Annotated in this window: 26 protein-coding genes and 1 pseudogene; 16 read left to right on the top strand and 11 right to left on the bottom strand. The window is 42.5% G+C overall.

Annotated elements, in window-relative coordinates; all coding sequences use genetic code 11:
* The first annotated feature begins 4 nt into the window (after positions 1-4).
* The 3 genes from gloB to UH38_RS10130 all read left to right on the top strand — a co-directional run bounded on the left by gloB (position 5) and on the right by UH38_RS10130 (position 2,219).
* Positions 5-778 carry a hydroxyacylglutathione hydrolase gene (gene gloB / locus UH38_RS10140; RefSeq protein ID WP_045054547.1) on the top strand — a complete coding sequence of 258 codons (774 nt, stop codon included), beginning with the start codon at positions 5-7 and terminating at the stop codon, positions 776-778.
* A gap of 552 nt (positions 779-1,330) precedes the next feature.
* Positions 1,331-1,858, top strand: a complete 528-nt coding sequence (locus UH38_RS10135; protein WP_200892380.1) for a LabA-like NYN domain-containing protein — start codon at positions 1,331-1,333, stop codon at positions 1,856-1,858.
* A 118-nt stretch (positions 1,859-1,976) separates the two neighbouring features.
* Positions 1,977-2,219, top strand: a complete 243-nt coding sequence (locus UH38_RS10130; RefSeq protein ID WP_045054545.1) for an indolepyruvate ferredoxin oxidoreductase subunit alpha — start codon at positions 1,977-1,979, stop codon at positions 2,217-2,219.
* Positions 2,220-2,320: 101 nt separating this feature from the next.
* Here UH38_RS10130 and UH38_RS10125 read toward each other — a convergent pair whose 3' ends face one another.
* Together UH38_RS10125 and UH38_RS10120 are read right to left on the bottom strand one after the other, a co-directional pair.
* Complete coding sequence (locus tag UH38_RS10125; protein WP_045054544.1) at positions 2,321-2,776, bottom strand: DUF4383 domain-containing protein; 456 nt, start codon at positions 2,774-2,776, stop codon at positions 2,321-2,323.
* Between the two features lie 353 nt (positions 2,777-3,129).
* On the bottom strand, positions 3,130-3,693 hold the full coding sequence (locus UH38_RS10120) for a Uma2 family endonuclease (RefSeq protein ID WP_045054543.1): 564 nt from the start codon (positions 3,691-3,693) through the stop codon (positions 3,130-3,132).
* Between the two features lie 113 nt (positions 3,694-3,806).
* On the opposite strand from UH38_RS10120, the gene UH38_RS10115 reads away from it, so the two are divergent.
* The 3 genes from UH38_RS10115 (at position 3,807) to dnaB (ending at position 7,276) form a co-directional block, all read left to right on the top strand.
* Positions 3,807-5,255, top strand: coding sequence for an alpha/beta hydrolase (locus UH38_RS10115; RefSeq protein ID WP_045054680.1), 1,449 nt, complete (start codon positions 3,807-3,809; stop codon positions 5,253-5,255).
* Between the two features lie 152 nt (positions 5,256-5,407).
* Positions 5,408-5,866: a 50S ribosomal protein L9 gene (gene rplI, locus UH38_RS10110; protein ID WP_045054542.1), complete on the top strand. Its 459-nt coding sequence runs from the start codon at positions 5,408-5,410 to the stop codon at positions 5,864-5,866.
* Between the two features lie 66 nt (positions 5,867-5,932).
* Positions 5,933-7,276, top strand: a complete 1,344-nt coding sequence (dnaB, locus tag UH38_RS10105) for a replicative DNA helicase (RefSeq protein ID WP_045054541.1) — start codon at positions 5,933-5,935, stop codon at positions 7,274-7,276.
* A gap of 24 nt (positions 7,277-7,300) precedes the next feature.
* On the opposite strand, the gene UH38_RS10100 is transcribed toward dnaB, so the two are convergent.
* The 5 genes and pseudogenes from UH38_RS10100 to UH38_RS10080 form a co-directional block, all read right to left on the bottom strand.
* On the bottom strand, positions 7,301-8,230 hold the full coding sequence (locus UH38_RS10100) for a hypothetical protein (protein ID WP_144405665.1): 930 nt from the start codon (positions 8,228-8,230) through the stop codon (positions 7,301-7,303).
* Positions 8,172-9,044: an SDR family oxidoreductase gene (locus UH38_RS10095; protein ID WP_045054539.1), complete on the bottom strand. Its 873-nt coding sequence runs from the start codon at positions 9,042-9,044 to the stop codon at positions 8,172-8,174. Before UH38_RS10095 ends, UH38_RS10100 begins: the two co-directional genes overlap by 59 nt.
* Before the next feature lie 59 nt (positions 9,045-9,103).
* Positions 9,104-10,603 (bottom strand): annotated as a pseudogene (locus UH38_RS10090) (aldehyde dehydrogenase family protein).
* Positions 10,604-10,719: 116 nt separating this feature from the next.
* A complete protein-coding gene (locus UH38_RS10085; RefSeq protein WP_045054538.1) occupies positions 10,720-11,619 on the bottom strand; it encodes an AraC family transcriptional regulator in 900 nt (299 codons plus the stop codon).
* A 57-nt stretch (positions 11,620-11,676) separates the two neighbouring features.
* Positions 11,677-11,955 carry a hypothetical protein gene (locus UH38_RS10080; protein ID WP_045054537.1) on the bottom strand — a complete coding sequence of 93 codons (279 nt, stop codon included), beginning with the start codon at positions 11,953-11,955 and terminating at the stop codon, positions 11,677-11,679.
* Positions 11,956-12,144: 189 nt separating this feature from the next.
* Here UH38_RS10080 and UH38_RS10075 point away from each other — a divergent pair, with 189 nt between their 5' ends.
* Positions 12,145-13,338, top strand: coding sequence for an MFS transporter (locus tag UH38_RS10075; RefSeq protein ID WP_045054536.1), 1,194 nt, complete (start codon positions 12,145-12,147; stop codon positions 13,336-13,338).
* A 15-nt stretch (positions 13,339-13,353) separates the two neighbouring features.
* Positions 13,354-13,749 (top strand): VOC family protein, encoded by a 396-nt coding sequence (locus tag UH38_RS10070; RefSeq protein WP_045054535.1) that lies wholly within the window; start codon positions 13,354-13,356, stop codon positions 13,747-13,749.
* A gap of 167 nt (positions 13,750-13,916) precedes the next feature.
* Here UH38_RS10070 and UH38_RS10065 read toward each other — a convergent pair whose 3' ends face one another.
* A complete protein-coding gene (locus tag UH38_RS10065) occupies positions 13,917-14,507 on the bottom strand; it encodes a (2Fe-2S) ferredoxin domain-containing protein (protein ID WP_045054534.1) in 591 nt (196 codons plus the stop codon).
* A 78-nt stretch (positions 14,508-14,585) separates the two neighbouring features.
* Positions 14,586-14,828 carry an Asr1405/Asl0597 family protein gene (locus UH38_RS10060; RefSeq protein WP_072044909.1) on the bottom strand — a complete coding sequence of 81 codons (243 nt, stop codon included), beginning with the start codon at positions 14,826-14,828 and terminating at the stop codon, positions 14,586-14,588.
* Between the two features lie 257 nt (positions 14,829-15,085).
* On the opposite strand from UH38_RS10060, the gene dpsA reads away from it, so the two are divergent.
* The gene (gene dpsA, locus UH38_RS10055; RefSeq protein ID WP_045054533.1) at positions 15,086-15,640 is read left to right on the top strand and encodes a DNA starvation/stress protection protein DpsA; all 555 of its coding nucleotides are present in this window, start codon (positions 15,086-15,088) and stop codon (positions 15,638-15,640) included.
* A gap of 40 nt (positions 15,641-15,680) precedes the next feature.
* Here the strand turns inward: dpsA and UH38_RS10050 are convergent, their stop codons facing one another.
* Entirely contained in the window at positions 15,681-16,454 is a 774-nt protein-coding gene (locus tag UH38_RS10050; RefSeq protein WP_045054532.1) for an ABC transporter permease, read from the bottom strand.
* The gene (locus tag UH38_RS10045; RefSeq protein ID WP_045054531.1) at positions 16,447-17,382 is read right to left on the bottom strand and encodes an ABC transporter ATP-binding protein; all 936 of its coding nucleotides are present in this window, start codon (positions 17,380-17,382) and stop codon (positions 16,447-16,449) included. Before UH38_RS10045 ends, UH38_RS10050 begins: the two co-directional genes overlap by 8 nt.
* A 110-nt stretch (positions 17,383-17,492) precedes the next feature.
* Between UH38_RS10045 and UH38_RS10040 the strand changes: the two genes are divergently transcribed.
* The 7 genes from UH38_RS10040 to mutT all read left to right on the top strand — a co-directional run bounded on the left by UH38_RS10040 (position 17,493) and on the right by mutT (position 24,312).
* Positions 17,493-17,927 carry a GNAT family N-acetyltransferase gene (locus tag UH38_RS10040; protein ID WP_045054530.1) on the top strand — a complete coding sequence of 145 codons (435 nt, stop codon included), beginning with the start codon at positions 17,493-17,495 and terminating at the stop codon, positions 17,925-17,927.
* A 68-nt stretch (positions 17,928-17,995) separates the two neighbouring features.
* A complete protein-coding gene (locus UH38_RS10035) occupies positions 17,996-18,283 on the top strand; it encodes a BrnT family toxin (RefSeq protein WP_045054529.1) in 288 nt (95 codons plus the stop codon).
* Positions 18,252-18,527: a hypothetical protein gene (locus tag UH38_RS10030; RefSeq protein WP_045054528.1), complete on the top strand. Its 276-nt coding sequence runs from the start codon at positions 18,252-18,254 to the stop codon at positions 18,525-18,527. The genes UH38_RS10035 and UH38_RS10030 overlap by 32 nt, the downstream gene beginning before the upstream one ends.
* Positions 18,528-18,681: 154 nt before the next feature.
* Positions 18,682-21,951, top strand: a complete 3,270-nt coding sequence (gene carB, locus UH38_RS10025) for a carbamoyl-phosphate synthase large subunit (protein WP_045054527.1) — start codon at positions 18,682-18,684, stop codon at positions 21,949-21,951.
* 410 nt (positions 21,952-22,361) lie between these two features.
* Entirely contained in the window at positions 22,362-23,321 is a 960-nt protein-coding gene (locus tag UH38_RS10020) for an RNA polymerase sigma factor, RpoD/SigA family (RefSeq protein ID WP_045054526.1), read from the top strand.
* A 157-nt stretch (positions 23,322-23,478) separates the two neighbouring features.
* Positions 23,479-23,817, top strand: a complete 339-nt coding sequence (locus UH38_RS10015; protein WP_045054525.1) for a DUF760 domain-containing protein — start codon at positions 23,479-23,481, stop codon at positions 23,815-23,817.
* Between the two features lie 102 nt (positions 23,818-23,919).
* Positions 23,920-24,312: an 8-oxo-dGTP diphosphatase MutT gene (gene mutT / locus UH38_RS10010; RefSeq protein WP_045054524.1), complete on the top strand. Its 393-nt coding sequence runs from the start codon at positions 23,920-23,922 to the stop codon at positions 24,310-24,312.
* Positions 24,313-24,575: the final 263 nt, after the last annotated feature.

The raw sequence follows: 24,575 nt of genomic DNA, 5'->3' as shown, positions 1-24,575 counted from the left end.
GTTGATGCAGGTAATTCGGATTCCAGCACTTAGCGATAATTACATTTTCTTGCTGCACGAACAAAAGGAAAATATTGCTGCTGTTGTCGATCCGGCGGTAGCGCAGCCAGTGTTGCAAAAACTGCGATCGCTTGATGCGCGATTAGTGGCAATTTTTAATACCCACCATCACCACGATCATGTCGGCGGCAATCAACAATTGCTGCAAAGCTTTGATAATGTTGTAGTGTATGGTGGCGCAGAAGATCGCGGCAGAATTCCAGGACAGCAAGTGTTTTTGCAAGAAGGCGATCGCGTCACATTTGGCGATCGTACTGGCGTTGTCTATTTCGTTCCTGGACATACTCGCGCTCATATAGCTTACTATTTTGCTCCTAATACAGCCGCAGAACCAGGAGAATTATTCTGTGGCGATACTTTGTTTGCTGGCGGTTGCGGGCGATTATTTGAAGGTTCGCCGACGCAAATGTTAGAGTCTTTAACTAAATTGCAAGCCTTACCAGATGATACGCGGGTATGGTGCGCCCATGAATATACGCTCTCAAATCTGCAATTTGCCTTAACTGTAGATGGTGACAATGCTGATTTGCGATCGCGTTTTAGTGAGGTTAAGACTCTGCGCAGTCGCGACGTAGCAACTGTTCCTTCTACATTAGGTTTGGAAAAGCGTACTAATCCTTTTCTGCGCTGGAATCAGCCGAATTTGCAAGTGGCTGTTAATAGTCAAGATCCTGTTCAGACTTTTGCTAGGCTGCGGGGAATGAAGGATCGGTTTTAGGTGGTGATAGAACGAACGCTGATGCACGCAGATGAACGAGGCAGTACGCCCAAAGCGGCTTTGCCGACTTGTAGCACCAGAACAGCAGATGTAAAACTGCGCTTGTTGCACTAGCGAGTTTTGTAGACGCTGTATAGGCTATGAGTTTTAGCTTATTCTATATTTTTTATTTGTATAGGCAACTACTATAAATATTAATACTCATCTCTTACATTTGGCAGTTAATAGTCACAGTAATAGTAAGTAATTTAGAAACTATTAATCCATATAGGGAGAATTGGTATCTATCTTATTTTATATCCTTTTGACGATTGCTTAATTAGCAAACAACTTTTTCTAAAAACTAAATAATAAAGATTTGGTGGCGCAATACTATAGTTTACATAATTTTGGAATTGATAAACTTTAGTCTTCTGTGCAAATTTAAACTTATTTAATTAAAGTGAATACTATTAAAATATCTGATTACATATGCAATTACTTCCACGTCCTCAAAAACAAAGTGACAAAATAGGTAATTTAAGGCAACAGCAAACATTCAAGCAATCGTATTTGCCAAATAATGAAGAAATAAACCTTGGCGATCGCTCTCAAGAACGCGTAGCAGTTTTTATTAATAGCTCAAGTTTATTTGCTGCAGCAACGCATCTCAATATTGAAATTGACTACAACAAATTACTTAGTTGTTTGACAAAAAAACGTAAATTGCTGCGGGCTTATTTCTACATAGCTACTGATTTCACCAACAGAAAGCAGCAGATATTTATACACCAAATGCGTCATCAAGGCTACCGCGTGATTACAAAAGAATTAATTCAACGTTCAGATGGTTCCAAAAAAGCAAATTTAGATGTTGAGATAGCCGTTGATATGTTGACAATATCAAAGTATTGCGATGCTTTAGTTCTACTAGGCGCAGATGAAGAACTTATGTATGCGGTTAACACTGTTTCTTATAAGGGAATCCAAGTTGAAGTAGTAAATTCGGGCATATTGAATGACGAGATACTGAGTGTTGCTGACTGTTATACCGACATAGAAACCATTAAACACGAATTTGCAAAAAAGCGCGTTAGATAATTTGCTCGTAGTTTGATGAATAATATCTACTCACTATTAGATCGTTCAAAAATTGTTATTAAAACAGTTAACGACGAAGAGAAGTATAAGTATTTTGAATAATTAAGGGTGTGAAGATATGTCATACACAATTGTTACTGATATATGTGAAGGCTTTGCTGATTGTGTCGATGCTTGCCCTATTGCTTGCATTTATCCTGGTAATGGCAAGAATGCTAAGGGTATAGAAACCTGGAACTGGATTGATTTTTCTACTTGTATAAATTGCGGTATTTGTTTTCAAGTTTGCCCAGTTGCAGGCGCAATTTTACCGGAAGCAAGACCAGATTTACAAAAAATGACCAATAAAGTTGTGACTTAATTATTTGAAATAAAAACTTTAAACAAGCTAAGATAAATAACTTGAAATTATTGAAACTGGGCAGGCTCAAACTAACTAACCCAGCTTCAATATAATTTGTTTTAACCTTCGCTGCCAGTAGTTTTTCCTGTGCGTAGTTCTAACAAATCTGGCGTAGCGATAAAACCAAAGTAAATAGCGATCGCTGCAGTAATTGCGTGTAACCAAACATCATTACCAAAAATGGGAATAAAGCCCAAAGTTGATTGGGTAGGCGGAAAAAGTCCCATCACACTTAGCAAGCCATAGAAAATTGCTAATCCACCGCTATAAAGACGGGCGCTACCCAGCGAAGAGGATGCAGCAAGTCCTAGAACACCTACCGAAAGATGAACGATATTGTGCAAGACATTGATAGGGAATAATCCTAACAAATAACCGTATCCGGTCGTAAATGCAAGACCAGCCTCATCAGGTGTAGCTGCTGGTTGTTGAACAAATGCATGAATAAATCCCATCACGCCAACAAGTGTAAACATCCCGCCCACAATTAAAGCAAAATACTGTCCTGGTTTCATACTCAAACTCCCTGCTATTTAGAGAAATAGAAAATCTTTAAATCTCAATCTTTGCCTGGCAATTGATAAAAATTGCTCGACTGACTTCTATCCCTAATTTACAGCGATCGTTTTTAGTAATGTTCCTACTTTAGTTCTATTTTCAGACATATCAAATAATTCAAATTATGTAATATTACTTACAAATTTTATTAACATTTTAACAGCAGTAGATCGCTATTAAACAGTAACAATAATTATCTACGCAAATATGTAAACTTCAACGTCATGAATTGGAGTAAATCTTTGATGATTAATCTTAGTTAGTTCTAAAATTATCATTTTTACCTTTCCGCCTTCATTACGAATTAGTGTTATTTATTAGGTAGTCCAGCCAGTTGAAAAATTTGCTGGGGAGTAAGTTCTAACCCTACAAAAATTGAGTCAGTTATAGGAGTTGACTTTGTATAAGTGCGCGGAGGAGCATCAGGATAAAAAATAGTAACGCTACGTGCTTGGGAATCAACTATCCAAACGCGTAAAACTCCGGCTGCTAAATAATCTGTAGCTTTTTGGTTTAATTCCCCAAAAGTTTGCCCTGGTGAAATGATTTCGATTACAAGTTCGGGTGCAACTGGACAAGCTGTGTCTTCAATCCAGTCAGCAGCAAGGCGATTGTATGATACATAAGTTATGTCTGGGACAGGAACCCAGTCTGCATTATTACGTTTTAACAGCACTGCCCATTCTGAATATAGATGACCCCGATTTTTAGCCCAAATATCTATAAGAATGAGTAAAGCTTTTTGAACACCAGCATGAAATCTTTTCGGTAACACTTTTGTTACTACTTGTCCTTCAATAAATTCATTCGCTACATCACATACTGGTAAAGCCAAAAACTCTGCAAGAGTGAGTTTTTTATTTATCTGAATCATAGCTTTATATAGGTAGTTATTGAATGCTATTAAATAAATTATGAAATTAACTTAGTAGTTGCGATCGCTTATCCTGAAGACAAGTGTATTTCTAAATAGATAAGTTGACTTTGTTGCCACGCCCGAAAAAATTGCTACTACTGCTATCAATCATATTAATAGCGCTATCTTGGTGGGGAATTGCTGCAGCACGAACGGGGCTAGTAATACGCACTCTAGAGCGCGATCGCATTCCCTTAGTATATGTCGCCCCCCAACAATCACAAGCTATCCCTGGCGTTCTGATAGCTCACGGATACGCAGGTTCTAAGCAGTTAATGCTAGGTTATGCTTACGTATTGGCAAAAGCAGGCTATGGCGTGATGCTGTGGGACTTTAATGGACATGGCGCAAATCCCAATCCATTACAAAGATTCGATTTGCAGCAGAACTTGAATGTAGCGTTATCTGCTTTGCTAGAACAGCCAGAAATCGATCGCACTCGTCTAGCACTGTTAGGACACTCAATGGGTAGCGGTGTTGTTATGTCTGCGGCAATAAAGCAACCTCAGCGCTTCGCAGCTACAATTGCTGTTTCACCCACAGGTGCGAAAGTCTCCCCGCAAGTACCGCGCAACTTACAACTACAAGCAGGTAGTTGGGAAGGCAGATTTATCTCCAATGCTCAAAAATTGCTAGCTGCTGCTGGCGGTAATAATTCTAACTTTGCCTCTGGAACTGCACGAGAATTAGTCGTAGTGCCAAATGTAGAACACATCACTATTTTATTTAGCGATCGCTCTGCCCAAGCTGCCCTAGGTTGGCTCAATAATACCTTCAATCAATCCAATTCTAGTAATTACCGCGATCGCCGCATGGCTTGGTATGGGTTGCATTTAGTTAGTTGGTTGCTGTTAATAGCAGCAATAGCGCCAAGTATTGCTAGTTGGAACAAATCTTATCTAAAAAAAGTGCCTCCCGCGCGGCGTTGGGTTGGACTTGCGATCGCACCTATAATTGGCACAATTAGTTTAACCGTCTTAAATCGCAGCATCGAACTAGAAAGTTTAGCTGGAGTGCAAGTAGGCGGAGCAGTTGGACTTTGGTTTTTGTTTGCTGGTAGCACTTGGCTAGCATTTTTAGCGCGTTTTCCGCGTCCTACTTTTCGCTCTCTAGGATTAGGTTTGGGACTATTCGTGCTGTTGTGGCTTGCATTTGGAGCAATGGCACAAGTTGTTTGGCTGCAATGGTGGCTAATTCCCACTCGATTCAAACTCTGGTTGCCCTTAGCTGTTGCTTGTTTGCCTTGGTTTTTAGCATCTGGTATCGCCCAACAGCAAACAAGTAGAGGCGAACGATTTGGCTGGTGGTTTGCTCAAAGTGCAATTTTAATTGGCGGCTTTCTATTAACTTTGAACTATTTGCCCCAATTAGGCTTTATGTTTCTCCTCTTGCCTCTATTTCCGCCTTTGATTGCCGTTCTCTCGTTAGTAGTTGCGTTAATAGATAGGGCATGGGTTTCGGCGCTTGCTAGTGCGCTGTTATTTGGTTGGATTTTGGCTGCTGGCTTCCCGCTAGCTTAGGGGCGCGTTGCAAGGCAACACACCCTAGAAGATTGCCCTAGAACATAGTTGCGATCGCACCCTATATTTAGGTAAAATCGTATGTTCGTTCATATCACTTGCTAGATCCTGACGGGTTAAACCCAGATAGTTGAATTTCAATAGGAAAGATTATGTCTAAGCGCGTACAATTAGTTTTAAACAAAGATATCAGCAAACTGGGAAGACTAGGCGATCTAGTAGAAGTCGCTCCTGGCTATGCCCGTAATTATTTGATTCCCCAAAAGTTAGCCGTTCGCGCTACTCCTGGTATTCTCAAACAAGCCGAACGTCGCAAAGAGCAGGAACGTCAGCGCCAAGCCGAACTCAAAGCCCAAGCAGAAACCCTCAAAGCTAATTTAGAAAAAGTTGGCAGCTTTACAATAGCCAAGCAAGTCGGCGAAGGCGAAGCAATTTTTGGTACAGTCACAGATCGGGAAGTTGCAGCCTTAATTCAAGGCGCAATCAACCAAGAAGTAGATAGACGCGGCATTACGCTTCCAGATATCAGCAAAACAGGTACTTACAAAGCTGAAGTCAAATTACACCCTGAAGTTACTGCCACCGTAGATATTCAAGTAGTAGCTGAATAACTCCACTGCCTATGAATTAGTAGTTTATGATAGCTAATAGCTCCTCGCTCTTAGCTTTTTTGATTTATGTTGGAACAACTCAATTTTCAAGGCTTGGGCGATCGCCTCCCTCCCCAAAATATTGAAGCGGAAGAGGCAATTTTGGGCGGCATTTTGCTAGATCCTGAAGCTATTAGCCGCGTTAGCGATCGCCTCACAGCTGATGCCTTTTATATCAGCGCTCACAAAGAAATTTATCAAGCAGCGTTAAAACTCAACAGTCAAGGTAAGCCTACAGATTTACTTAGCATCACAGCTTGGTTGACTGACCATGATTTATTAGCAAAAGTTGGCGGCAAAAGTAAGTTAGTCCAATTAGTAGATCGCACCGTATCGGCAGTAAATATTGATGCTTTAGCAGCGCTGGTAATGGATAAATACCTGCGGCGCAAGCTAATTACTGCTGGTAATGAAATTGTCCAACTTGGCTATCAGACAGAAACAGAACTGCCAATTGTGCTAGACGGAGCAGAACAAAAAGTTTTTAATATTACTCAAGATCGTCCCCAGCAAGGTTTGATTGCGATTTCTGACACATTGATCGATACATTTCAGGACTTAGAAAACCGCGATCGCGAACAGGCATTACCAGGGCTTTTGTCAGATTTCTACGATTTAGACGCGCTTACAGGTGGTTTCCAGCGATCGGACTTAATTATTGTTGCCGCTCGTCCAGCAATGGGCAAAACTGCTCTAACTTTAAATATTGCCCGTAATATTGCTAATCGCTACAAAAAGCCTGTGGCTGTATTTAGCTTAGAAATGTCTAAAGAACAGTTAGTACAGCGCTTGCTAGCTAGCGAAGCCGGAATCGAAAGTCAAAGAATGCGATCGGGGCGGATCAGTCAAAATGAGTGGGAACACTTAAGTCGAGCCTTTGGCAACTTGTCAGAACTGCCGATCTATATAGACGATACGGCAAATATGACAGTAATGGAAATGCGGAGTCAAGCTAGGCGTTTGCAAGCAGAAAGAGGCAACGAACTAGCGCTAATTATGATCGATTACTTGCAGTTGATGGAAGGTAGCAGTAGCGACAACCGCGTGCAAGAGTTATCCAAAATCACGCGCAGCCTCAAAGGTTTAGCCCGCGAGTTAAAAGTTCCGGTGATTGCCTTATCTCAGCTTAGTCGCGCTGTAGAATCTCGGACTAATAAGCGTCCTTTACTTTCAGATTTGCGCGAATCTGGCTCATTAGAACAAGATTCAGATTTGGTATTGATGATTTATCGAGACGACTACTACAACGCCGATTCTCCAGATCGCGGTATTACTGAAATCATTGCTGCCAAACATAGAAATGGTCCGACAGGAAACGTTAAACTATTATTTGACCCGCAGTTTACCCGATTTAGAAACTTAGCCAGATAACGATTATTAAGCCAATTGGCTCCCTCAGACTGTTTGGTAATAGCGATCGCTATAGGGAAACAAGTCGTCATCAGGTTTAGCAACTGTAATAAAACACCGATGCTTAACCAACTCAATTTGTTCTAACAATTCTAGCTCTTCATCCTGGGATTGCCCCAAGTTGAGATTGTTTTTTCCGTCAACGTTGTAGTAAATATTGCCATCAATCTTATAATCTCGGCGAAAACTCGTTCGCCACTGGGAATTACTACCCCAACCATACGAACTATCTTGGCATCGTCGGTTCGGACGCTGATAAGTCCAGTACAGCGTTGATGTTTCGGCAATTGATTTGTTAATGTTTGCTATACCACCAGCTAGGCAAGTACCAACACGCGAAAACATCATGTTTCCTAGCATCAAAGCATCCCAAAGTATAGCAACAACAGTTATCTCTGCGTGTTGCTGCTTATCTTGCATCACCTCAACTATTTCATGATAGAACGGTGAAAATTCTCTAGAGATTGCTACCTCCAAGCCTAAAGAGCGCATAAATTCATGGTAATTGCTGTTTGAGATTTCTACTTTTGTACTAGCATTTTCAGCATTTTCGTCACGCAAGCGCGATAGTAGCAGATCGTTGACGCGAGAAAGCGCATATAGTTGCCACAAGCCTTCAATTGAAGCGTTTGGGATTGAAGACCTACTATTTGCTGCAAAATGATTTAACCAGGCTTTAACTGCAATTGCATTCGCACACCAAGGATGCAATAAGTCTGCATAGAGATTAGTTCCTTGATAGCTAGCGATCGCATCAAATAGTTCTCGATAAGGTGCTTGGGAAATATGCATTGCTTGTAAACCAATAGTCTGAAAAACTGCATCACTTGGCAACTTTTTACAAACAGGTGCAGCATTATGTCTGTGAAAAATCTTGAGCGTGAGTTTGAGCAAAATAGCGGACAAACTCATCATAAGTTATTGGTAGGCGATGAGTAAGGGTAGCGATCGCATCAGTTACAGGCTCTCCTGCACCATCTGCCCAGCAAGTAAATAGTTCTAATTCAGCATCTAAGTACCATTCTGGTTCGCCATTTGTCAGTCGTGCTGCCTTCAATTTTTGCGGAGTTACATTGACGTAAGCGACTGGGCGATTCAACGCTTGAGCAAATTTTTCTGCAACTTCGTCAAACGAAATCGCTTCCGCCCCAGTGAGAACGTATGATTTATTTTCATGTCCTGCTTCAGTTAAACAAACTGCAACAACTGCGGCAACATCACGAGCATCGACATGGGAAATTTTAGCCTTGCCAACAATGTTGTAGAAAGCCCCTTGCTGGGCGATTGTAGGCGTAAACCAGCGCATATTTTGCATCAGCATATTCGGGCGCAGATGCGTCCATGTAATGCCAGAGGTTTCCAAGCGTTGTTCAATTTGACGATGCCATTTCTGGAACGTGCTAGGCAATTGTCCTGCACCCATAACTGAGAGTTTGACAATATGTTGCACTCCTGCTTTTTGAGCCGCATCGATGAAATTTGACTCTAGTTCGACTTGATGGGGATCGCTAGTCATGACCAAAAAAGCTCTCTCAACGCCTTGTAATGCAGCCTCTAGCGTGTCAGGTTGGCTAAAATCTCCTTGAGCAAGTTCAATACCTTGCGCTGCGAGTTTGGCTGCTTTATTGCGATCGCGCACAAACGCCCGCAACGGCAACTTTTTCTCAGTCAGATGGTTAACTACTTCACCACCAATGTTTCCAGTTGCTCCACAAATCAAAATCGCCATTTGTTTGCCTCAATCTACTAGCAATCGCACAGATCAGATACTGTTGCACTAAAAGCACGTTAGGACAAATCTACCCACACTGTTTTTGTTTGCAGATAAAACTGTAGCGCTTCCCAGCCTTGTTCGCGTCCGTAGCCGCTCATTTTATAACCACCAAAGGGAGCAGATGGATCGAAATGACCGTAGGTATTTACCCAAACAGTTCCAGCCTTGAGTAAAGCCGCTGCTTTGTGGGCTTTTTTAATGTCGCAAGTATGAACGCCAGCAGCAAGCCCGTACTGATTGCTATTCGCAATTTGGATTGCATCTGCAAAGGTATCGAAAGGAATAATCGATAAAATAGGACCAAAAGTTTCTTTGCGGGCGATCGTCATGTCGCTATGCACGTCTGCAAACACAGTCGGTTCGACAAAATAGCCTTTGCCCGTACCGATATCAGCGGCTTTCCCACCTGTAACTAACCGCGCGCCATCTTATTGTCCGATCTGCATATATTTGAGAACTTTGTCGTATTCGCCTTTATTAGCGAGCGGTCCCATTTGACTTGCAGTATCGAGCGGATCTCCTGGTTTTGTATTCAATGCTTGCTGGCGTACGCGATCGATTACTTCGTCGTACACCGACTTTTCAACTAGCATTCGCGAACCTGCATAGCAGATTTCACCTTTGTTGTAGAACATCCCATCATAGGCGCTCTGCGTTGCTACATCTAAATCTGCATTGGCAAAAATAATGTTGGCACTTTTGCCACCAAGTTCCATTGTTAAATGTTTCAATGTGTCTGCTGAGTCTTTAATCACGCGAATTCCGCTAGCAGTCGATCCGGTAATTGCCACTTTTTCGATACCAGGATGCGTCGATAAAGCATTGCCAACAGTCCCCCCTGGACCCATAACCACATTAAACACGCCTGGCGGTAAGCCTGCTTCTGCCATCATTTGCGCCACTTTCAGCGCCGAGAGCGGAGTTGCTGAAGCAGGTTTGTGGATGATGGTATTTCCAGCAGCTAAGGCGGGGGCAAACTTGCTAATTGAGAGAATTAGCGGAAAGTTGAAGGGAGTAATTGCTGCTACTACCCCAAGCGGTTCGCGGAGTGTATAAGTATGCAGTCCTTTTGTAGTCTGTTTGACGGAGCCTTCAATCTTGCTTGCCCATCCCGCATAGTAGTGGAACATATTAGCAAGATGGGGAATATCTACAGTCATCGAATCTGTAAACAGCCGTCCCATTTCTTTGGCTTGCAAAAAAGCAAGTTCCTCGCCATATTTGAGAAACAGATCCCCTACTCGCCACAGAATCTCACCTCGCTCGTGTCCGCTCATTTGTCCCCAAGCACCTGCGAAGGCAGTTGCCGCAGACTTTACAGCAAGTTCAACATCTTCAATTGTTCCTTCTGCAACTTGGATAATTTCTGCTTCCGTAGTGGGATCGATCGCCGCAAATGTTTTACCACTATGGGAATTACGCCACTCTCCATTGATATAGAGCTTATTTAAGGTAATTGGAAAGTTAGGACTCGCTGATGTTTTGGATTGTAAGGTAGGTTCGCAAACTTTCATGGGCATCTCCTAAAAGCATTGGTGAAACTTAGCAACAATTTAGGGCGATCGCTAACTATGAAAGAAAAAATCAAGATTATTCATTGATTCTTGCTCAATTTATGGCAATCTTGCGCTCAAAGTTGTTTGCGGTAGTTGCTAGGTGTTGTGCCTGCAAACTTGCGAAATTGAATTGTGAGTTGATTTTGATTGGCAAAACCAACTTGTGTGGCGATCGCCGCAACCGCAAGCGCAGTTGTCCTCAATAAATACTTTGCTTGTTCAATTCGTTGTCTGATTACATACTGATACGGCGATATGTCTAAAGATTGCTTGAACAACCTGGAGAAGTGATACTGACTCATCTCCAACTCATCAGCGATCGCTACAATAGACAAGTCTTCTGTTAAGCGATCGTTGATATAAGCGATCGCTTGCTGTAATTTCCGCTGCGGTAGCCCGCCGCTATATTCGCGTAAAGGTTGCAGCAAGTTTGAGTAATTTCTTAACAGGTGAATTGACAGCGCAATTGCCAGCGAGTCTGCAAATAATCGACTACCGAACTGATTGGATGCAAGTTCTGCTGTTAGCGCTCTACCAATGCGATCGATAAACGGATCGGGCATTGCATATTGAGGCATCAGTTCGACTCCAGCTATTACAGATTCATAAGCAATTTGCCTTAAGCGATCGCTTTCTAGAAATAGCAAAGTAAAGGGGCTTTCTCGAGCCCAATTTGCCTGATGCTGAACTGTCGCTGGAACGATCGCAATATTATTTCCACCACCAAATTGCTCTTGCTGTCTGCGTCCATCAAACCAACGTTCCGCTCGAACTGTCACATTAGCACTGTGAACCAAGAGCATATGCCTCGTGTGAGCGTATTCAGGGGTTTCCCAAGCAGGTTGTTGATGTTGTTGAACGTAAATACCATTCCACCCCAAATTATCGCTCGATCTTAGCGACGGACGAGGCAAAATCTGTAAAACGTTATCTTCCTGAGTAAAGTCAACAGTTAAAGGCTGCGTGTTTGACATTGCACTTACTCAACTGAAATGATGTCGTAACCTACTAAAAATGCGTTATGTAGCAAATTATTCTCGGATAAAACATCCTAAATCTATTGGAAAGAGTACAAGTTCATCTGCATAAACAGAGAATACTATTTTTATAAAATATCTGCTTTTCTGGGAATCTAGACTCAATATATTACTAAATTGACCATTGTCTTGAAAATCCAAGGCTTTAATACCATCTGTATCGCACATTTCTATAAGAAACCAATGCTCTTTACCATTCAGTAGTAACGAGACTTTAATTCGAGCATCCGTAATTTTGCAAATATTAACAATTACCAAGTGCATTTCATTCATTACATCTACCTCTTACTTGCAAATTTCATAACCTGTCCATACCTGTTCAAAATTTGCGCGAGTCATTGTGTAGCTACTTCCATTCCCTAAAGAGTTATATTCGTTGCCAATATTTATGGCTTCAAGAGCGATCGCCAGTAACATTGTCTAGATGGATGCGATCGCGTGTAATTTTGTAGCAACTAACTTATGCAACCAATGGATACCGATACTTTGCGCTACAGTAACCGTAAGCTTTACAAAGACCGCAATTTACTGATTATTTTTACAGTGTCTTTAATCGCCATTCTGGGAGTTGCTAGCGTTACGCCAACTTTTCCGAGATTAAGAACAGCGTTAAATGTCCCTGTAGAAAGAATTGGTTTATTAGTTACAGTCTTTACCTTCCCTACAGTTATCTTAGGTCCGATTATTGGTATCCTTGCCGATCGCTTGGGTAGAAAAAAGATCCTCGTTCCTTCGCTAATACTCTTTGGTATAGCTGGTTTCGCCTGCGCTTTTGTGCGCGATTTTAATCTGTTGCTGCTGTTGCGCTTTTTGCAAGGTATTGGTGCAGCTTCTTTGCTTTCTCTGAGCGTTACTTTAATTGGCGATTTATATGTCGGCGATAGGCGTACTACTGCTATGGGTTACAATGCTAGCGTCAGTAGTATAGGTACAGCTATTTATCCAACGATTGGCGGTGCTTTGGCAACTATGGGTTGGTATTTCCCGTTTATGTTGCCGATAGTTGCTATTCCTGTTGGATTATTAGTGCTATTTGCCCTAAAAAACCCAGAACCGCAAGGACAGCGCAATCTCAAAGTCTATCTACAAAATGCTGTCAAAGCTCTGAAAAATCGGCAGCTATTTGGACTTTTTATCGCTAGCGCTGCTAATTTTGTGCTGTTGTACGGCGCTTATGTCACTTATTTACCCAGTTTAATCGCCGATCGCTTTGACGCAGAACCTTTTACAATTGGGCTATTTCTGTCTAGTATTTCTGTTGCGATCGCTTTTACTTCATCGCAATTAGGTAATTTAGCGCGACGTTTTTCCGAAACCATTCTGATTAGAGCATCTTTTGTTTTCTACGCTGTAGCTCTATTAATTGTGCCTTTTGTACCGAATTTGTGGTTTTTACTGATTCCTACTACACTTTTTGGTATTGGTTTAGGTATAGGTTTTCCGAGCATTCAAACCCTTTTAGCTGCCTTAGCGCCTAAAGAGTACCTAGCTACCGTCATCTCTGTTAACGGTACTTTCTTCGGCTTAGGACAAACTTTAGGTCCTCTACTGATGGGTATAGCCTATGGTATCGGCGGAATCAATAGCGTATTTTTTGCTGGTATTGGTTTTGCGATCGCTACATTAATAGTATTTAGATATTGCACTTGTCTCTAACTCTTTGGAGTATTCATGGAAGTAAAAATATCCTATACGCGGCTTTTAGTTGCCGATTTGCAAGCTTGCTTTGAATTTTATCGAGATGTGATGGAATTTAAGGTAGTTATGGAAGCTTTGGCAGATGGCTATGCTGAGTTTACTACCCCAGATATGAGGCTGTCTTTATTTAGGCGGCAAGAAATGGCAGAAATGATTAGTAACGATCGCCAACCTTTAACTGTAGAGTGCCAAGATCGAGTCGCTTTGATTTTTACTATTCCCGATCTAGATTCAGCCTATCAGGAACTCAAAGCTAAAGGCGCTCAATTTGTCACCGAACCGCTAAATAACCCTTATTACTCGCTCAAAACAGTTTACCTGCGCGATCCTGATGGCACTTTGATCGGACTATTTCAACCTGTGGTTTAAAACAGCTATTGCTTGCAAGCTAAAGATTTGTAAAAACTTGAGTTCGCGGGGCGATCGCCTCGCGATATTTTATTTTAATTGTCAATAATTTTTCTTATTGCTAATAAATGGCAAGACCGTTCAAAAGCTATTAATTTCTTGTGCTGACAAGCTTTTGTCAATTATTCTCATTTAGCAGCAACTAAGAAATCGCCTTCTTTGACTGCTTCCTCTGGGGTAAAATGCTTGTCAATCAGTTCGGGAATTTGATTTGCCTCAACTTTGCTGTAGCGAGTTTTATCTGGCATCATGACAATATTTGGTCCGGCTTTGCAGTGCTTGAGACAACCAGTACCTTTGATACTTACTTCATCTGTCAAACCGCGATCGCTTAAGGCTGCTTGCATAGCTTGACACAACTGTTTACCACCCCGTTTCATACAGTCAGACTTTTGACATACCAAAATACTTGCTTTACTTTTAGCGCTCTTGGCTGCAACTGGAATGCTAGTCTGCTCCTGACTAATTGTTGCGGGAATTACTTGTTCGGCTTTGAGCTTAACTTCGCCTGTTTTGCGATCGATCTTTTTCTCGCCTAATATTTGCAACCAATCGCCAGGTATTAAACGCAATCCAAAACTATACCGTAAAGACTTAGCAATTTTTAGAGTACATTCGCCTTCTGAAGTGGCAATTAACAGCCGTTTGGGTTTATATTCTTCAAACTCAAAGCCCAAAAATCGTCCTTCTAAGCTGAAATTTACTACTTGTTTGCTCATTGTTTTTACCTTCATCTTTGCAAAGTTACAGACATACTTACCTGCGAAATACTCAGAGACGTAAGCAATGCTACGTTTCTACCCGCGCCAACAACGTTCCAAATGGCGCACCATATCTTGCCTTGATGTATTTAATTGCCTCAAAACGCTCCAGAGTTGAACCGCTGCCACCGCATCAGTAATTTGTATCTGCAAAGGTTTATCGATAAAGCAAGAACAGGGAATAGCTAACTCCTGTAAGCGCCAGTAAACCTGCCATCGATCCGCCCAATTCACCTCAACCATTACACTTGGTTCGGTTTGACAACTCAACGACTTCAAGACAATTACCTCCAAAGATGAAACAACGAGCGCAGTAGCTTTTAGCCAATTACTCTACTAAGTACGCATATTAGCCATTTAGCTTCTTTCATATCAGCATACACTAAATGCAAATAATTCTCATGAATTTTGCAAAAAGATATTAGTAACAGCCGCAAAGAGCGATCGCAGGGAACAGCGCTTAAATTTAGAAGTGATAAGGTGTAGGTAAATTCCAGCAAGTAGGAACTGATTGCGGATCTAAGGAGAGAAACACGATGTCAGAAGCTCAAACACTATTACGCAACTTTGGCGAAGTCTACGACAATCCAGTTTTGTTAGATCGCAGCGTTACAGGACCCGTTTGCGAAGGCTTAAATGTAGCTCTAGCAAGCTTCCAAGCGCTGTATTTGCAGTACCAGAAGCATCATTTCGTGGTTGAAGGTGCAGAATTTTATATGCTGCACGAATTTTTTGGCGAAAGCTACGAACAAGTACAAGGTCACGTCCACGATATCGGCGAACGCTTAGACGGTATTGGCGGCGTCCCTGTAGCTAGTTTTAGCAAATTAGCTCAACTATGTTGCTTCGAGCCAGAAGAAGACGGCGTGTACAACTGTAGAGCGATGGTAGAGCATAACTTAGCAGCCGAGCAAGCTATTATCGGTTTAATTCGCCGTCAAGCAGCCCAAGCAGAAAGTTTAAGCGATCGCGCCACGCGCTACCTATACGAAACAATTTTACTCAAAACCGAAGAAAGAGCATATCACCTAGCTCACTTCCTCGCCCATGACAGCCTGACTTTGGGCTTTATGAGCAACGGAAAAAATTAGCATATTATGTAGGGTGCGTTTTCAAAACGCACCCTATTACTTAGTAATCGTTGAGATTTCCGTAGCGTTTGACTCGGCGTTCTGCCCAGCTAAACAGACAAATACCCAGTGCAAAATACAGCCCACCATTAATTAGAGCAATACTTAACTGCGGTAAATCTAATGGTAGCTGCCGCGCCATCAAGTTGCGTAATATGCCAGCACCAGGACTCATTGGCAGCAAATTTCCTACTATTCGCATACCACCTGTCCATTCTTCAGTCGGTATGCTCATCAAAAATAGTAGCCCAAACTGGAAGATACCTGAAACTTGCCCAACGCGCTTGAAAATTAATGCCAAAGAACCCATTGCAAACGAAATACCATAGGCTCCTAGCAGCACCGTCAACAGCGGTAAAATCAGGCTAAGAGGAAAAGCCAGCCAACGCCCAGTCAATGCCATAATAATTACTAAAATCGCGCCAATCAGCCCAAATTGCAATAGCAAGTCAGCGATCGCCCGCGAGAGGAAAACCTGCGACGCGCTAAAAGGCGAGATAAATAATTGCTCTAAAGTCCCTGTCTGGGCTTCTCGTTGCAGAGTACCAGAAATACTCGTCATCACAAACAATACCAGCGTCCAGAGGACATAGCCGACAATAATTGCATCTAATCTGTCACCAAATTTTAATCCAGGTCCAGCAATATAGCTCGCACTGAGGAACAACCCGTAAAAAGTCAGCGTAGCGATCGCAATCCCGCCAATTGATTCAAACAGATAACGCCGAAACTGAATTCTGCCACGCTTTAACTCTGCTAAAAATAGTTCAAGCATAAATACTGTTTGCTGGAGTCGGATGAGATTGAGTAAGTTTGAGGAAAATATCTGTAAGATTTGCCCGTTCGGTTTCCAGGCGCACAATTGGTAAAGGTTTCAAAATTTCTAGTACCGGATAGAGCAACTTAGGATCGGGAATACGAATAGTAGTATCTGCAACGAGCGCACCTATAGAAATTAGCTTGCTCATGCGATCGCTGGGAAGTTCGGCTAATTCCACCCGATAAATTGCACTAGAAAACTGCTCGATCAAAGCTGCGGTTTGCTGTTGAACGACAATTTGCCCTTTGTTGATAATTGCTACGCGATCGGACAATTCCTCAGCAATATCAAGTTGATGCGTTGTCAGTAAAATTGCTCTACCTTCGCTAGCAATCTCGCGTACTAGGCGCTTTACTGTTTGAGTTACTTCTACATCTAGTCCCAAAGTTGGTTCGTCTAGAAGTAATAATGGTGGTTGATGAATTAGCGCTACTGCGATCGCTACTTTTTGCTGCATCCCCCGTGAGAGCTTTTGTACCATCGTCCGATCCTTATGGCTAAGTTCAAAGCGATCTAATAGTAGGCGCGATCGTTGTCTTGCTACGCGCCGCGATAGACCTCTTAGCACGCCAAAATATTCTAAATTTTCTGCTGGAGTCAAGCGCCAGTAGAGATTGCGGTTTCCCTCTAATACAGCACCAATTAATTGTCGCGCTTGCTCATCGCGATGCGGATTGCGATCGTTTATCCTTACAGTACCTCGATCTGGCAATACCAACCCTGCAATCATTTTGATCGTTGTCGTTTTGCCAGCACCATTTGGACCGAGAAAGGCAAGCACTTGATTGGCATTAATTTCCAGCGATACATCTTGCACTGCGTAACTAATTTTGTCTTGAAAGCGATAAGCTTTTTGCAAGTTTTGAACCTGGAGCAGAGGCATTGCCACACTAAATGAATTCTGTATTATGAATTGTAACAATAATGATAGTAGGGTGCGTTTTCAAAACCCACCCTACAGTCTAATAAACAGCAAATTTTGTATCAGTAGCAATGGTTCCTACAGAAGTTGAGTATCGAGACAATGCAGAATTACCCCGCGATGGAGTAGTCAATCTTTATTCCCAGTGCGGATGGTCATCAGCAGAAAAGCCGGATGTACTGTTGTTAGCCCTTGCAAATTCGCAAACAGTAGTATCAGCGTGGCATTTAAATTCGCTAATTGGACTTGGTAATGCTATTTCAGATCGAGCATTATTGGTTTATTATTCCCACTTATTAGTGTTGCCATCATACCAAAACATGGGTGTAGGTCGAGAAATCATGAAACGGCTTCAAAGTCGTTACATTGATTTTCATCAACAAATATTGCTAGCGATAGATAGTGCTGCTCCATTCTACGAAAAACTTGGTTTTAAGCATTCGCGTGGTGTTAGAGCAATGTGGATATATGATGATTCCGACATCGATACTGTCAAAGAAGACTAGCTTGCCAGGATATTGAGCGTTTTACCGTATAGCAGTTTGCTACTTTGCAGGTGTGATTGATTTAACTCATGAATTTTGCGTGGGATGAGAGAAAAAACGAAGTTAATATTGATAAGCATGGCTTCGATTTTGCGGATGCCGAGCGGGTATTTGATTTGCCTATGATAGTTGAACTTGATGAGTGTGACGATTACGGTGAAGATCGATGGATTGGGATAGGAATGGTAGATGGAAGAGTTGTGGTAATTGTTTACACCGAGCCTAATGAAGCAACAATTCGGATTGTTTCACTAAGAAAAGCTATCTCTCACGAAAGGAAACGTTATGAACAATACCTCAAGAACCGATTGGGCTAGAATTGATGCAATGACAGATGATGAGATTGACACGTCTGATATTCCGCCTCTTACAGATGAGTTTTTCGCAAAAGCAAAATTACGTATGCCTTCTTCATTGGCTACCGTTGCTATTCATGTCGATCCTGAGACTTTAGCTTGGTTTCAATTGCAAGGCGAACAAGCTGAACAACATATGGCTGCTGCCTTGCGAATCTATGCTGAAGCACAGAAAAATGCTGCTAGTATGCGCCAATCAGCTTAGAGTATATAGCGATCGCATCTTCAGAGTTCTCCAGCTAAAAACAGCTTCTAGTTGCGACAACAATCTCCAAAATTGCTAAATAAATAGCAACGAAAATTACCTTAGACCCTTAAAATAGTCAGGATTTGCATATTCGGACTACGAATTAACTACTATGCCCCGCCGCAACGACCTCAAAAAAATTCTGCTGCTTGGTTCTGGACCGATTGTAATTGGACAAGCCTGTGAGTTTGACTACTCCGGTACTCAAGCTTGTAAAGCACTGCGCGAAGAAGGTTACGAAGTGGTGCTAGTCAACTCCAATCCGGCTACGATTATGACTGACCCAGAAACAGCCGATCGCACGTATATCGAGCCGCTGACACCGGAATTAGTCGAAAAGGTAATTGCCAAAGAACGCCCAGACGCTTTATTACCGACAATGGGCGGACAAACAGCGTTAAATATTGCTGTTGCACTAGCGAAAAATGGGGCATTGGAAAAGTATGGCGTAGAGTTAATCGGCGCAAAACTACCAGCAATTGAAAAAGCTGAAGATCGGCAATTATTTAGAGAAGCAATGGATCGCATTGGTGTAGATGTCTGTCCTTGCGGTACAGCTTCCACAATCGAAGAAGCCAAAGCAGTAGCTCGTTCCATCGGCTCCTACCCTCTAATTATTCGCCCTGCCTTTACAATGGGCGGTACGGGCGGCGGTATTGCTTACAATCAAGAAGAATTTGAGGAAATGGCGCAAGTAGGTATTGATGCAAGTCCCGTTTCGCAAATATTGATCGATAAATCGCTCCTCGGTTGGAAAGAATACGAACTAGAAGTAATGCGCGATTTAGCAGATAACGTCGTCATTATCTGCTCGATTGAAAACTTAGATCCAATGGGTATTCACACAGGAGACTCAATTACTGTCGCTCCCGCCCAAACATTGACAGATAAGGAATACCAGCGTTTAAGAGATGCAGCAATCAAAATCATCCGCGAAATTGGTGTAGAAACAGGCGGATCGAATATTCAATTTGCTGTTAATCCCGTTAATGGCGAGTTTATCGTTATTGAAATGAACCCCCGCGTTTCTCGTTCTTCGGCGCTAGCTTCCAAAGCGACAGGGTTTCCCATTGCTAAATTTGCGGCAAAATTAGCTGTCGGTTATACCCTAGACGAAATTAATAACGACATTACTAAGAAAACTCCAGCTTCATTTGAACCAACTATCGACTATGTAGTTACCAAAATACCTCGGTTTGCCTTTGAAAAATTCCCTGGTTCCGAACCAGTGCTGACGACACAAATGAAGTCTGTAGGCGAAGCGATGGCGATTGGACGTACGTTTAACGAGTCGTTTCAAAAAGCGTTGCGGAGTTTAGAAACTGGACGTGCTGGCTGGGGTTGCGATAAACCAGAAAAATTACCCAGCGGCGAACAAATCCGCGCTCAACTAAGAACTCCCAACCCAGAAAGGATATTTGCTGTTCGTCAAGCAATGCTATTGGGTATGAGTAGCGAGGAAATCTACGAACTTACAGGGATCGATCCTTGGTTTTTAGATAAAATGCAAGTTTTGCTAGAGATGGAAAAGTTCTTAAAAAGAACGCCATTGCAGCAGTTGACAAAAGAGCAAGTGTATATGGTGAAACGCGAAGGATTTAGCGATCGCCAAATTGCTTTTGCTAGCAAAACTAGCGAAGACGAAGTCCGCCAATATCGCAAACAATTGGGAGTTATCCCAGTTTACAAAACTGTAGATACCTGTGCGGCAGAATTTGAAGCTTTTACTCCTTATCACTACTCTACCTACGAAGAAGAATCAGAAGTTAGAGCATCTGACAAGCAAAAAGTGATGATTTTAGGCGGTGGTCCCAACCGGATCGGTCAGGGAATCGAGTTTGATTACTGCTGCTGTCACGCAAGTTACGCCCTCAAAGCTGCTGGGTTTGAGACAATTATGGTCAACTCCAACCCAGAAACAGTATCTACAGACTACGATACGAGCGATCGCTTGTATTTTGAACCGCTCACTAAAGAAGATGTCCTCAACATCATTGAAACAGAAAATCCGATTGGCATCATTGTCCAATTTGGCGGTCAAACCCCATTAAAATTAGCCGTACCATTACAAACTTATCTTCAGCAAGCACGCTCATCTACCCAAATCTGGGGAACTTCGCCCGATTCTATCGACACGGCTGAAGATCGAGAACGATTCGAGCAGATTTTAAATCGCCTGAATATCGCTCAACCACCGAACGGGATCGCCCGCAGCTATGAAGATGCTTTAGTAGTTGCAGGTAAAATCGGCTATCCAGTAGTTGTACGTCCTAGCTACGTCCTCGGCGGACGGGCGATGGAAATTGTCTACTCGGATGCAGACTTGGAACGATACATGATTTATGCAGTCCAGGTAGAACCAGATCATCCGATTTTAATTGACAAGTTCCTGGAAAATGCGATCGAAGTAGATGTAGATGCGATCGCCGATAGCACAGGTAAAGTAGTCATCGGCGGGATTATGGAACATATCGAACAAGCTGGAATTCACTCTGGCGACTCTGCTTGTTCTTTACCTGCTATTTCTCTTCCTAGTGCAGTTTTAGACAAAATTCGCACTTGGACGGTACAGCTAGCTAAGGCGCTAAATGTAATTGGATTAATGAATATTCAATTTGCTGTCGTCAACGCCCACAGTTATAACCCCCAAGTTTACATCCTCGAAGCCAATCCCCGCGCTTCTCGCACCGTACCTTTTGTTTCTAAAGCAACAGGAGTACCACTGGCGAAACTTGCATCTTTAATCATGTCTGGTGAAACTTTAGCGTCTTTAAACTTTACAGCCGAAGTTACACCCGCGCATATTGCTGTTAAAGAAGCTGTATTACCGTTTAATAAGTTTCCTGGTACGGATACCATTTTAGGTCCTGAGATGCGTTCTACAGGCGAAGTAATGGGCATTGACAGCGATTTTGGACGCGCTTTTGCTAAAGGCGAATTGGGAGCGGGTGAAGTATTGCCACTCAAAGGTACAGTATTTGTATCGATGAGCGATCGCGATAAGGCTTTGGTTGTACCAGTAATCCAAGACTTTATAGCTTTAGGTTTTCACGTACTAGCCACAGACGGAACGCGAAAAGTTTTACAAGAACATGGGCTAAAAGACGTGGAATTAGTGCTAAAACTTCACGAAGGTCGTCCCCACGTCCTAGATGCGATGAAAAATCATCAAATTCAATTGATTATCAATACGCCTTCAGGAGAAGAAGCACAAACAGATGCGCGGTTAATTCGGCGCACAGCGATTACTTACAAAATCCCCATCATCACCACAATCGCAGGAGCTAAAGCCACCGCCGCCGCTATTCGCTCCATGCAATCTACAACTTTAGATGTCAAAGCACTACAAGACTACTTGCAACCGACAGTAGCAGCGCGTTAGTCGCCTAAGAGGGACAAGGGAGACAAGGGGACAAGGGAGATCGTAGCTTAATCTTCAACTCAAAATTATTTCCTCCTCCCCTGCTCTAATTACGAATTAGACTGCTCCCTATTCCTCAAGGAGTAGCTATTTTTATTCATAAATGTTACAATTGTTAACAATCATAAAATTAAATAAAGATTAATAACAAAGCCAAAAAGTTAAAAACAACATAGTGTATATTTAACGCTCCAAGTATTGAAAGTTGATTTGTCCATCTAGGTCTGTTCTTACATCTGGTTGTGGATTGTTGTAGCTATAGACAATGTTAAAAAAATAGGTTCTATTAGCTCGGCGCTCCAGTCAACAAGCATATAATCTGATTTCCTAAGCCACCCGCCCAGCCCATCAATAATACACAAAGTAGCGATATGAAGACCGCTCAAACTGCCACAGACCTAGTGCGTACCTACCTGCGCGAGATCGGACGCGTTCCACTGCTCACCCACGAGCAGGAAATTCTCTATGGTAAGCAAGTACAGCGCTCGAGCGCCCTACAAGCTACTAGAGAGTCGCTGATGGCTCAGTTGGGACGCGAACCAAGCTTAGATGAATGGGTTCAAGCTGCGAACATAGCAAACAGCGAGGAACTAACAAAAGCGATCGCCGCAGGCGAACTTGCCAAGCGCAAAATGGTAGAAGCAAATTTGCGGTTAGTGGTTTCTGTTGCCAAAAAATACATTAAGCGCAATGTCGATCTCTTGGATTTGATTCAAGAAGGTACGATTGGGATGCAGCGCGGTGTAGAAAAATTCGACCCAACTAAGGGCTATCGGTTTTCAACGTACGCATACTGGTGGATTCGCCAAGCAATTACTCGCGCGATCGCCGAAAAAGGGCGGACAATTCGCTTACCGATTCATATTACCGAGAAACTCAACAAAATTAAGAAAGCTCAAAGGCAGCTATCTCAAAAGCTAGGACGCGCTCCGACAGCAGGTGAACTAGCAACAGAGTTGGAATTGACGACTAAGCAAGTAAGGGAGTATTTAGAGCGGGCGCGTTTACCTTTGTCTTTGGACTTGCGCGTAGGTGATAACCAAGATACTGAGTTGGGAGAACTATTAGAGGATACAGGTGCATCGCCTGAAGAATTTGTCATGCAGTCTTCGTTAGCTAGTGACTTAGACGTATTGATGGCAGATTTGACTCCCCAGCAAAGGGAAGTGTTGATCTTGCGGTTTGGGTTAGCAGACGGACAAGCGCTGACACTAGCAAAAATTGGCGATCGCCTTAACATTAGCCGCGAACGAGTTAGGCAAATTGAGCGCGAAGCTTTGACCAAACTCCGCAAGCGTAAAGCTGATATGGATCAATACTTGGCTAGTTAGTGAGGTAAACTACCCCATAATTAGTTCGGTTTCACCAACTACAAGGGGGCAGAGAGGTTGTTACATTAGTTTGCATAAGCCGATAACTACCATACATTAACAGGTGACTCTCAACCAAAGTTGGATTTTGGGAGTCAAAACTAAACGGAGGTATAACGTGAGCAACTCATCTAACCAAATCTCGGAGTTTTTCAGTAGTGAGTCAGAAAATAGCAACTTGCTATGGCATTACGTGCAATCTCTGAGTCCAGAAACAATTGCTCAACTTTCTAAACCTGCTTCCTCTGAAGTATTTCAAGTAATGGAGCGCAATATAGTTGGGCTTTTAGGTGGTTTACCTCCCGAAAATTTCGGCGTGACGATTAGCACCAGTCGCGAAAACTTGGGTAGACTTCTAGCTTCAGCAATGATTAGCGGTTACTTTTTACGTAATGCCGAACAAAGACTAAGTTTTGATAATGCGATCGCCGCCGCAGAAACTACAGTCAGCGAATAAGTAGCGGGTGTGTCAATTTCAAGCTCGGTTGAATTATATCAGCCGAGCTTTGTGCTATGGAAACCAAGTAGAATCTGGCTTGATAGCTAAAAGTATTTGTTCATGCCACAGAAAACAATTGGTGTTGGTGTAATTTGGAACGAGCAAGGGCAAATTTTAATCGATCGCCGACTGCAAACAGGGGTATTAGGAGGCTTATGGGAATTTCCTGGCGGTAAGATTGAGCCAGGTGAGACAGTTGAAGAGTGTATCAAGCGAGAAATTTGGGAAGAGTTAGGGATTGAGATCGAAGTTGGCAAGCATCTAATCACAATTGAACACATATATACTCATTTGCACGTTACTCTGATCGTCCATCACTGCGATTATGTCAGCGGTACTCCTCAACCGTTAGAATGCGATGAAGTGCGTTGGGTAACATTAGCAGAAATTGACGAATTCCCCTTTCCTGAAGCAAACGCGCAAATTATCGCCGCCTTGCGTCAGAATGTATAGAGCTAATTTGCGAATAATCAAGACTTACGAGGTTGCGATCGCCTCTCAAGTTTCAATCCCTAATAAGGATTTGTATTAATTGGAATCCAAGAGAGTAGAGCTAGATCCCGCAGACCTTTAGTTTCAATCCCTAATAAACGTCAGTTCGGGATAAGAAAAGGAGGAGGCAAGTAAGCTGAAATTAAGTTTAACGATTCAGCGCCTCCGTCCTATGTCTAGTTTAGAAGAATTGTTTTGTCAGATTGATGATTTTTGCAGGGGTT

Source organism: Aliterella atlantica CENA595, assembly GCF_000952155.1.
In the GTDB taxonomy this organism is placed as follows: domain Bacteria; phylum Cyanobacteriota; class Cyanobacteriia; order Cyanobacteriales; family Chroococcidiopsidaceae; genus Aliterella; species Aliterella atlantica.
The sequence above is the reverse complement of the archived record's forward strand: the minus strand, read 5'-3'. Positions and strand labels throughout refer to the sequence as shown.